Raw genomic sequence first — 10,609 nt, forward strand, 5'->3', positions numbered from 1 at the left:
TCTTGGGCAAGCAAGAGAAAGTGACCCGGCCTTCCCAAAAAGGGGACTAGCTTTGCGTCGCCGGCAGGAGGTCGGAAGCCCGCGGCAGGCGAGCCAGGTCGCCGTATCGCGACAACTAAGCACCGAGGCTTCGAATGACCAGCCTTCGACTGTTGAAAAGCGCTTCCGACCTGCGCCGGGATGACGAGCTGGAGCGCGGCACATGCGGAGCGATCAACCCCCGACCAGCAACCCCTACCCCGCCACCAAATCCAACGCCATCACAATCGCATCCTCCCGCCCATCCTTGGCCGGGTAATACTTCGGCCGCCGCCCAATCTCCTCAAATCCCAGCGACCGATAAAGATTCTGCGCGGAAGGATTGGACGGCCGCACCTCAAGAAACACCCGCCCCGCCCCATTCCACCGTGCAATATCGAGCAGACGCCGAAACAGGAAACGCCCCAGACCCAGTCCACGGTGATCCGGCCCAACACACACATTGAGCACATGCGCCTCGCCCGCGGCCACCGACAACACGCCATAGCCAGCGATCACTCCGTCCACCCACATCACCCAGCAGGGATGCCCCGCCTTGAGGCAGTCGCTGAAGATGCCCGCGGTCCAGGGGAAGTCGTAAGACGCGGCTTCCAGCGCAGCCACCATGGGCACGTCGTCGCGGCGCATGGCGCGGATTTCGGCGTGAGGGCGGGCCACGGCGACCATGCAGGGGACTACTCCGCAGCAGCGACCAGCGCGCGGCGCAAACTGCGCAGCGCATTCCACAGGCGACGCTTGCCTGCACCCGAGGCGAGCACGCTCGCCGGTTCGTCGGCCAGCACGATGTGGGCGCGACTCAGCGCCGCCGCCGGCAGTTCGCGCCCCAGCGCATGCGCTTGCGCCTCGCCGAAGACCAGATAGGCGCGGGCTTCCGGCGCGGCAGGCAATCGGCCATCGCTCACTTCAATACGCGGCGCGCGCGCGATGGCGGCACCGCAGGCCATCAGGGCGCGGCCCACCAGGTCGAGCTCACGCGGCGAGCAGCCCGCGGGCAGCACAACGATGCAGTCGCCAGACACGACCTCGGCCATGGCATCGACCACCGGCAATTCGCTCGCGACAGGCTCAGCCACCGCAGTGCGCCGCACCCATGGCGTGACACCCAGCGCGCGGAGCACGCGCTCACGATGCGACACGGCGTGCGCGAGCCCGGCCATCAGGCCACTCCCCGACGACGGCGACGCGTGGCGCGTCCCCACAGGGTCATCACCGGACCGGAAAGCAAGTAAAGGGTGAACACCACGAACAGCACGCGCGGCGGATCGATGAAAAACGGCACCAGCACGAGCACGCCGATCAATACCCACAGGAACGGCACGCGGTCGCCCATCGGCAGCGATTTGAAGCTGTAGTAGCGAAAATTGCTCACCATCAGCAAACCCACCAGCACCGCCATCACCAGCGTGAGGAAAGGAACTTCGGCACCGRGGATGCCGAAYTTGTCCATGGTCCAGACGAACGACATGCATACCGCTGCCGCCGCCGGACTGGCCAAACCCTGGAAATAGCGCTTGTCGACCACGCCCACCTGGGTATTGAAGCGCGCCAGGCGCAGCGCCGCACAGGCGGCATAGATGAAGGCGCCGGCCCAGCCGATCTTGCCCCAGGTCGGGCCATAGTCCTTCAAGCTCGATAGCGACCAGGTGTACATCACCAGCGCCGGCGCCAGGCCGAAGCTGACCAGGTCCGACAGCGAGTCGTACTGCACGCCGAACTCGGTCTGGGTGTTGGTAAGACGTGCCACCCGACCATCCATGCCGTCCAGCAGTGCCGCCACGAATACGGCAATGGCGGCCGCACTGAAATCGCCGGCGATGCTCGTCACGATCGCGTAGAAGCCCGCAAACATCGCGCCGGTGGTAAACAGGTTCGGCAGCAGATAAATGCCCCGGTGGCGCGGGGGGCGGACGGGCGTACTGTCGCTCATGAATCAATCCGTGACGGAATGCGCGCAGTGTAAACCATCCCCCGCTTGAGTCCGGCTGGACGGGGTGCAAGGATGCTACGGCGTCGCAGGGGGACGCGGCCGGCGTCGCCGGCGCACCGGGTCAAGCCCGGCAAGTCCGCCCGGAACGACGACCCTTTCCTTAACAAACCCGCACACCGCCCAACGTCCCGGAGCCCACCATGCGTCGACTGTTGATCGCCACCGCGCTGCTGCTCGTCGCGCCCCTGGCCGCCGCCCAGGCCTACAAGTGGACCGATGCCGGCGGCACCGTGCACTACTCCGACGCGCCGCCGCCGCAGGGCACCAAGTACAACAAGGTCACCACTTCGGGCTCGGTCGAGCCTCTGGCCGCCCCTGAACCCTCCAATAGCAACAATAGCGAGCCCAAGAGCGACAGCCAGCCGCAGGCCAAGCCACAGCCGATGGCCGATACGCCCGAAAACCGCGCCAAGCTCTGCGCCAATCTCAAAAACAATATGGAGACGCTCAAGAGCAGCGGGCCGGTGGTGATGCAGGACGGCGATCAGCAGAAGGTCATGAACACCGACCAGCGCAAGCAGCAACAGGCCGCCGCCGAAGCGCAATACCAGCAGTATTGCTCGGGCAACTGAGCCTGCTTCAGCGCGAAGAAGCTGCCGCGACCCGCGAGTTTGAGCATCGCGGGCCGCTATAATCGGCCTCTTTCTCCGCCGGATCCGCTCGCATGCGCCTCAGCCAATTCCACTTGGCCACCGTCAAGGAAGTCCCTGCCGACGCCGAAATCGCCAGCCATCGCCTGATGCTGCGCGCCGGCATGATCCGCAAGCTGGCTGCCGGCCTGTACACCTGGTCGCCGCTGGGCCTGCGCGTGCTGCGCAAGGTGGAGGCCGTGGTGCGCGAGGAAATGGATCGCGCCGGCGCCGTCGAGCTGTTGATGCCGACCATTCAGCCCAAGGAGTTGTGGGAGGAAAGCGGCCGCTGGTCCAAGTTCGGTCCGCAGCTGCTGAAGGTCAAGGATCGCAAAGAGCAGGAGTTCTGCTATGCGCCGACCGCCGAGGAAGTGATCACCGATTACGCTCGCAACGAGCTCAAGAGCTACAAGCAGCTGCCGGTCAACTTCTATCAGATCCAGACCAAGTTCCGCGACGAGATCCGCCCGCGCTTCGGCGTGATGCGCGCGCGCGAGTTCCTGATGAAGGATTCCTATTCCTTCCACCTCACGCAGGAATCGCTGCAGCAGACCTATGACGCGATGTACCAGGCGTACGCGCGCATCTTCACGCGCCTGGGCCTGAAATTCCGCGCCGTGCAGGCCGACACCGGCGCCATCGGCGGCAACGCCAGCCACGAGTTCCAGGTGCTGGCCGATTCGGGCGAAGACGCGATCGCGTTCTCCGATGTCTCCGAGTACGCAGCCAACATCGAGAAGGCCGAGGCACTCGCACCCACCACGGCGCGCCCTGCCCCGGCCGCCGAGCTCACGCGGGTGGATACGCCCACGCAAAAGACCATCGAGGACGTCGCCAGCTTCCTCAAGGTCTCGCCGCAGCAATGCGTGAAGACCATCCTGGTGCGCGGCACCGATGGTCTGGTCGCGCTGTGCGTGCGCGGCGATCACGAAGTCAATGAAGTGAAGGCCGGCAAGCTGGCCGAGATGCCGGGCGAATCCGTGCTGGCCACGGAAGAGGAAATCCTCGCGCTCACCGGCACCCGCCCGGGCTTTATCGGCCCGGTGAAGCTGTCCGCGGAAATCCCGGTCATCGTCGACCGCGACGCCGCCGTTCTCGCTGATTTCGTCTGTGGCGGCAACCAGGACGGCACCCACTACACCGGCGCCAACTGGGTTCGCGACGCGCGCGTGACCCGGGTGGAGGACATCCGCAAGGTCGTGGCGGGCGACGCCTCGCCCGATGGCAAGGGCACGCTGCACATGGCCCGCGGCATCGAAGTTGGCCATGTGTTCCAGCTCGGCACCAAGTACGCCGAGGCGCTCAAGGCCACGGTGCTGGACGAGAACGGCAAGGCCCAGGTGATGATGATGGGCTGCTACGGCATCGGCGTCAGCCGCATTGTGGCGGCCGCCATCGAGCAGCGCCACGACGACGCCGGCGCCATCTGGCCCGAGCCCATGGCGCCGTGGCGCGTGGCCGTGTGCGTGATCAATCCCAAGAACGCCCCGGAGATCGCACAGGCGGCCGACGCGCTCTACCAGGCCCTGCAGGGACGTGGCATCGACGTGGTGCTGGACGATCGCGGCCTGCGTCCGGGCGCCATGTTTGCGGATATGGAACTCATCGGCATTCCGCATCGCGTGGTGGTCAGCGAACGCGGCCTGGCCGCCGGCACGCTGGAATACCGGGCGCGCCACGAAGCCGAGGCCCGCGCCATCAGCCAGGACGAGCTGTTTGCACTCCTGGGCTGATCGCCACTGAAAGCCCCAGAAAGCGGCCGCCTAGCGGCCGCTTTTTTTATGTGAATCCGCGCAATAACCCGGGTCGCTGGTGGGCGACGCGGGCGCTGCCGGAGCGCGGGAGGCCAGCCTCCGATGTCGCTCTGCCCCCTCAGGCTCGATACGGGCTTTGGTCCCTATTGGCATTAATGTCCTGGCAGATCGCTAAGAATTTTTCCCAATCAGTACTATTTGCTTTGCAACAGTTCAGTTAATCGGTAAAAATCAATAATCCAAAAGAGGTACTGCTTAAGTCGCAGTACCCAAGTCAGGCAGTCACACTCACCCCGGGAGTTACGCATGGCAGTTGATCTCAAGAGTCTCAACCATAACCAGCTCAATGACCTGATCAATAAAGCGCAGGTTCGCCAGCAGGAGTTGCGCAAGGAAAAAGTCGGCAAGCTGCGCGAGAAAATCCACGCACTGATCAAGGCCGAGGGTTATTCCTTCGAAGACATCTTCGGCAATGCACGTGGCGCCAAGACGCGCCGCAGCGGCGGCACGGTGGCACCGAAGTATCGCAATCCCGCCGACCCCGAACAGGTATGGTCCGGCCGCGGCAAGCGTCCGCGCTGGTTCAACGATGCGCTGAAGGCCGGTAAAAAAGAAAAGGATCTGGCGATCTGATCGCTAATCAGCGCCATAGAAAGAGCCGGCCATTGGCCGGCTTTTTTTTATCCGTGCACGTTGATTTTCAGAGCGCCTAGAACTGAAAGCGCACACCCACCATCGGATCAATCGTCGACCTGTGCAGGTAACCTGCGGCGAGTCCGTCCGAAACACTCGAGAACATCGCACCTGTATAAGCGTCGAAACGCTTGGCGAAGTTGTGCCAGACCAGACGCACCGAATAGGCATCGAGCTGGCCGCTGCAATTGGCCGCGCTGCGTTCATGACAAATCGTTTTGCCGTAGGCGTTCTGGTTGTAGTGATAGTAGGCGCCGGTAAGGTCGAAATCCTTGTTGATGGCGTATTTCACGCCAAGCCACGATACGTCGAGGTGCTTGGCATGTGGAAATGCCTCGTTGTTGACCACGCTGAAGGTATAACCCCCGAGGCCGGTGAAGCCCGGCCGGAGCGGGCGCGAAGGATTTTCGAATTCGATGCGCTCGAAGCCCGCATACAGCTTGAAAGCGCCGAGTGTGTAGCTTCCGTCGATCGTCCACGCGGTGTTGTCCGAAACAACGGCGGCGAGCGAACCGCGCGGCATGATCCTGGCTTGCGCGGCATTGAGCGAGGCGGCGGACACGCCATCCTTTTTGCTCGCGTAGACCGCATCCACCGAGAAATTCTGCCCATCGAAGCCGGCATTGAGTTGCCAGCCCGTGCCCTGGCCGCCATGTCCACTGTCGATCTGGTACAACGCGGCCAGGCGCACGCCGCCCCACTTCCCGTTGTACTTGAGCGAATTGTCGGCCCGCGCATCCTGCGTATAACCACCACCTGAGGTGGCGCCCTGCAGGCCGATCACCGAGAACGCATATGAACTGTTCATCGGATCGTAGCGACCGATATTGTCGAGCAACACCGTACTGTTGCGTCCGGCCGTCAGCGTTCCCAGCTCCTTCGAACTCAAACCAACGAATGCAGGGCCGTTGAACACCTGGCCTGCTCGCGACGCATCGCCTGCCGACCTCTGCTGGTCCAGCGCGCGACCGTTGTTGTAGGCAAGCGAAGCCAGACCATCGGAAAGTCGAGCCGACTGCGGATTGAAGCCGACTTCGAGATTGAAGACGAAGGCGACGCCGCCGCCCAGATCCTGCTTGCCCTTCAGGCCGATGCGCGATTGCGAAAGCCCATTCGGCGCGATCGTCGTCTGCGGCTTGTCGCTGTTCTTTGCAATCAGATACGCCGTGCCAACGCCCCAGTCCTTGCTCACTGGCGCACCATGGGTCTGGTGCACAAGGCCGATGTCGTACGTGCCATACAGCGTGAGGCCATGCCAGGTCAGTTCATCGGCGGCCTGCGCCGTGGTCGTAAAACCGGCCGCACTGAGCAACGCGGCCAACGATAAGGCATTGCGCATTCTGTTCTTCATCAACCGGCTCCTCGACTGTTCGCGGGAAAAAGGGCCGCACTTCCCCACGGTCCGCTTGCGCGGACCGGGAGATGCGGAGGGAAAAGCTGCTGCTTAGTCCTCGATCAACGAGGTCTTTTTGGTATCGGGGAGGAAGAGGTAAACCAGCAACGAGCAGCCGATGCACGCCGTGACGTACCAATAGAACCCGCTCTCATGGCCGCTYTGCTTGAACCAAAGCGCGACCGTCTCTGCGCTGCCGCCGAAGATCGCGACCGCCAGGGCATACGGAAGACCCACGCCGAGGGCGCGTATCTCGACAGGAAACAGCTCTGCCTTCACGACCGCGTTGATCGACGTGTAACCCGACACGACCACCAGCATCAGCATGATCAGTGCAAAGGCCTCGTAAGGACTCGTGACGCCACGCAGCGTGCTGAGCACCGGCACCGTCAACAGCACGCCGAGTACGCCGAATGCGATGAGGATCGGACGCCTGCCGATATGGTCGGAGAGACCGCCTACCAGCGGGTGCAGCAACATATAGACCAACAAGGTGGCGGCGTTTATCAGGGTCGCCGTCTCCTTGCTCAGGCCGACGCTGAGCACCAGGAACTTCGACATGTAGGTCGTATAGGTATAGAAGGCCAGCGTGCCGCCCATGGTCAAACCGACCACGATCAGCGCCGGACGCCAGTGCTTGATCAACAAGCCCAGCGAACTCGCCCGCTGGACAGTCGCCGCCTTGGCCTGACTGCTCACGAACGCAGCGGTTTCGGCCATGTTCCGACGCAGGAACAGTGCGACGAGGGCCACGACGGCACCAATCGCGAAGGGAATACGCCAGCCCCAGGCCTTGAGCTGTCCCTCGGTGAAAAACCACTGCTGCATGACGATCAGCACGGCCAGCGCCAGCAATTGGCCCGCGATCAGGGTGACGTAGAGAAAGCTCGACCAGAAGCCCCGCCGCTTGCCGGTAGCCATTTCGGACAGATACGTCGCCGAACTGCCGTACTCGCCGCCCAGGCTCAAGCCTTGCATCAAGCGTGCAAAGACCAGCAATACAGGCGCGGCGACACCAATCGTGTCGTAGGTCGGGCACAGCGCGATCAGCAGCGAACCCGCGCACATCAGTACGATCGAGCGCATGAGCGACGCGCGCCGCCCATGGCGGTCCGCGTAACGGCCGAAGTACCAGCCGCCGATGGGCCGCATGAGAAAGCCGACCGCGAAGATGGCCGCGGCGTTGAGCGCCTGCGATACGGCATCACCTTGTGGAAAGAACGCCTTGGCAAAGTACAGCGAGAACGACGTGTAGACGTACCAGTCGTAGTATTCGACCAAGTTGCCGATCGAGCCGCCCACGATCGACTTCAGTCGTTGCAGGGACGACAGTGACGGCGCCGCGTCGACGCCTTGGAATTCCTCAACCTTTGCTCTCATCGTCTCCCCCGTGTTTGATCACGCATGGCGCGCGACGCGACTTGCTCGTGGCAACCGCGTGGTGTTCATTCATCCTAGGGAAGCGACGCTGAAGCGACCTATAGCTAATTGGTACTAACGCACCGCAACATCAATCAAGCTCGAGCGATCTCACGCACGTACGCGCATTCGATTTGGACGTCCATAGAACGATCGAAGCCAATCATTTCAAGCAAGACGATTTGCCCTATTTGAAGCATATTCGGGGCGCCTTTACCGATTTTTTCGTGACTATGGGCGTGCATCGAGGCCCATCCCGCCCATGATCCATCTGCCCGATCAAGGCCGCGCCACAGCGATGCGTCGTCAGCTGACGCMTTCACCGCGAATCTGCAAAGACGCGACCGGCGAGTCCAGCATAAGGCTGCGTATCAGCACCGCCGCCTGTGTGCGCGTAGTGCATTGGAGTTTCTTGAGGATCGCGTTGACATGGACTTTGACGGTGTTTTCAGACAAATGCAGTTCGTCGGCGATCTGCTTGTTGAGCAGACACTCGCCAACGCACAGCAACACTCGAAGTTGTTGTGTTGTCAGAGAGGTGAGGCGTCGCCGGGTCCGGGCGTTGGCGCTGCCATCATCGATCTTATCGGCCGGGAACCAGGTGCCGCCGGCGAGCACGATCTCGATCGCATGCCAGATGTCCCTCGCCGTGGCGGATTTCGGCACGAAAGCGGCGGCTCCGAACTGCCTTGCCCGGCCCACGGTGTAGGGGTCCTCGTAGGAGGAAATCACGATCACCGGCATATCCGGGCGCTCGCAGCGCAAATGCACCAACGAGGAGAAACCGTTGGCGCCGGGCATGGCCAGATCGAGCAGGACGAGATCGAACGCGTCCGCCGTGATGGCCGTCTCCAGTGCTGCGTGGCTCGCCGCCTCGACAATGTTCACATGCGCATGGCGCGTAGTCAGCGCATAACGCAAGGCCAGCCGGAACATCGGATGGTCATCGACGATCAGAACGCTGCGCAGCTGCCCCTCCGCCATCGCATCCGGCTGCAAGGCTCTTCTCCATTCGACAGATGGCCGTTGCAGCCCAAGTAAGAATCGTAAGGTGCATCCTGCCGGAGATACTACGGTGCGACGTACAGGCTATTGGCGTGCTGTCCTGTCAGCGAATACCGGCGCGGCGGGCATGTTTCAAAGCGAGCGGCGTGGCGCGATCAACAGGTCGCCAAACAGCAACCCTGCCACCAGGGCAATGAGCAGCGTGATGAGCAGCATGGTGCTGTCCATGCCAAGAGTCGTATCGCGTTCCAACATATACGACACGCTGCGAAACCCTACGCTACCGGGCACCAGCAGGATAATGCCCGGTTCGCGAATCAAGGCGCCGGGCCGATGCACGAAGCGCGCATAGAGATTGGCCACGCTGCTGAGGATCAATCCGCCAAGAAATACACCAAACGGCGCCGCCGGCAGTTTGCCGGCCAACGCACCGCCCCAGCGTGTGGAGAGATAGCCCAGTACCACGGCCGCCATCACCACCAGCCAGTCGCGTCGTGCCGCGCGGAAGGAAATGGCGAAGGCGAAAGCGCCGACGAGCAGTGCCGGATAGTCCGTCCATGCGGGCAACGGCGGCAGTGCGTAATCGCGCCCTTCGATGCCGAACGCGCTGCATAGCTGCGTGGCGGCGACGGTACCGAAGGTGAGTTTGATCAGCGTGGCGATGGCGCCGCCCATGCGTGCCACGCCAGCCACCAGATGCTGGCTGGAGATTTCGCGCACTGCCGTCGTGAGGGCCATGCCGGGCATGAGGACGATCAGTCCCGCCAGAATCACCGACTTGATCGCCAGCGGCACCACGAACTGGCTGACGACGATGGCGATGGTGGTCGCGACCAAGGCGCTGATCGCCTCACTCGCCACTGCCAGGCGCGGACGCGTGGCCGACAGCACGGTGATGGTGCCGATGATCAGTCCGATCAGCGCGGCCGTCACCAGGTCGGCCCACGAACTGTGCAGCAGCAGCGCCACCACGCTGGCGGCGGCGAGGCCGTAACTGGCGATCACCCCGGCTTGCGCGCGACGCGTATCGGGTCGACCCAGCTCGCGCAACAGGCGAAAACCCTCGCGCAATTCGATGTCGCCAGCGATCACCTTGTCGGCGATGGCATCGGCGTCGCTAAGGCGTCCAAGGTTCACATCACCGGGCGCCAGCCGCATCACCTGCGTCACCTGCGCCACTTCGTCCTCACCCTGGGACAGGTCGGTGAACGAAATGATGATGGCCGTGGGACTGGACCACACATCCGCCACCAGCCCCAACCGCTGGGCCGCGCCCCAGATCGCCCCCTCCAGACGTGGCGCCGCCGTGCCGTACTGATGCAGCCGTCGCGCCAGCTCCAGCAGGAACGCGATGCGCGTATTGAGCGGCGCCAGGGCAAGCGGGGTGGGGACGGTCGAAGAGTTCATCGCGTGACCGTGGGGGCGGCGTTGGCCGCGGATGATGAAGGTGGGGTCATGGGCATGACCCTAGTAAAACTGATTTGGATGGCTTTTTGTAGGAGCGCACTTGCGCGCGACCAGCCAACGGAGCGGTACATCCCAGTCCTGCGGTCGCGCACAAGTGCGCTCCTACAAGGGTTAGGCAGCTTCGTGGGTTGCGGATCAACCTTGCCGGTCGGCTCTTTGTGGGAGCGCACCCTGTGCGCGACAAACCTACGGAGCGGTACACCGCAGCGTGGCTGTCGCGCAC

At 63.1% G+C, this 10,609-nt stretch carries 10 protein-coding genes; 3 read left to right on the forward strand and 7 right to left on the reverse strand.

Translation table 11 applies throughout. From position 1 onward, the window contains the following. Positions 1-234: 234 nt before the first annotated feature. Genes rimI through pssA form a run of 3 tightly spaced genes read right to left on the reverse strand, consistent with a single transcriptional unit; the run spans position 235 to position 1,966 of the window. Positions 235-705 carry a ribosomal protein S18-alanine N-acetyltransferase gene (gene rimI, locus AC1DMG_RS16050; RefSeq protein WP_441602491.1) on the reverse strand — a complete coding sequence of 157 codons (471 nt, stop codon included), beginning with the start codon at positions 703-705 and terminating at the stop codon, positions 235-237. A gap of 8 nt (positions 706-713) precedes the next feature. Continuing rightward, positions 714-1,196, reverse strand: coding sequence for a hypothetical protein (locus tag AC1DMG_RS16055; RefSeq protein ID WP_477177928.1), 483 nt, complete (start codon positions 1,194-1,196; stop codon positions 714-716). Beyond that, positions 1,196-1,966, reverse strand: coding sequence for a CDP-diacylglycerol--serine O-phosphatidyltransferase (pssA, locus tag AC1DMG_RS16060; RefSeq protein ID WP_477180757.1), 771 nt, complete (start codon positions 1,964-1,966; stop codon positions 1,196-1,198). Before pssA ends, AC1DMG_RS16055 begins: the two co-directional genes overlap by 1 nt. Before the next feature lie 200 nt (positions 1,967-2,166). On the opposite strand from pssA, the gene AC1DMG_RS16065 reads away from it, so the two are divergent. The 3 genes from AC1DMG_RS16065 (at position 2,167) to AC1DMG_RS16075 (ending at position 5,042) form a co-directional block, all read left to right on the forward strand. Further along, a complete protein-coding gene (locus AC1DMG_RS16065; RefSeq protein ID WP_477177927.1) occupies positions 2,167-2,598 on the forward strand; it encodes a DUF4124 domain-containing protein in 432 nt (143 codons plus the stop codon). 92 nt (positions 2,599-2,690) lie between these two features. Continuing rightward, positions 2,691-4,388: a proline--tRNA ligase gene (locus AC1DMG_RS16070; RefSeq protein ID WP_477177926.1), complete on the forward strand. Its 1,698-nt coding sequence runs from the start codon at positions 2,691-2,693 to the stop codon at positions 4,386-4,388. Between the two features lie 327 nt (positions 4,389-4,715). Next, positions 4,716-5,042 carry an H-NS histone family protein gene (locus AC1DMG_RS16075; protein WP_441602486.1) on the forward strand — a complete coding sequence of 109 codons (327 nt, stop codon included), beginning with the start codon at positions 4,716-4,718 and terminating at the stop codon, positions 5,040-5,042. 76 nt (positions 5,043-5,118) lie between these two features. Here the strand turns inward: AC1DMG_RS16075 and AC1DMG_RS16080 are convergent, their stop codons facing one another. From AC1DMG_RS16080 to AC1DMG_RS16095, 4 genes are all read right to left on the reverse strand, one after another. After that, complete coding sequence (locus AC1DMG_RS16080) at positions 5,119-6,453, reverse strand: porin (protein WP_477177925.1); 1,335 nt, start codon at positions 6,451-6,453, stop codon at positions 5,119-5,121. A 93-nt stretch (positions 6,454-6,546) separates the two neighbouring features. After that, positions 6,547-7,875, reverse strand: coding sequence for an MFS transporter (locus AC1DMG_RS16085; RefSeq protein ID WP_441602484.1), 1,329 nt, complete (start codon positions 7,873-7,875; stop codon positions 6,547-6,549). 345 nt (positions 7,876-8,220) lie between these two features. Then, entirely contained in the window at positions 8,221-8,898 is a 678-nt protein-coding gene (locus tag AC1DMG_RS16090) for a response regulator transcription factor (RefSeq protein WP_477180758.1), read from the reverse strand. 153 nt (positions 8,899-9,051) lie between these two features. Continuing rightward, positions 9,052-10,326: a threonine/serine exporter family protein gene (locus AC1DMG_RS16095; RefSeq protein ID WP_477177924.1), complete on the reverse strand. Its 1,275-nt coding sequence runs from the start codon at positions 10,324-10,326 to the stop codon at positions 9,052-9,054. Positions 10,327-10,609 lie beyond the last annotated feature (283 nt).

This window comes from Dyella sp. 01N36, from assembly GCF_056399745.1.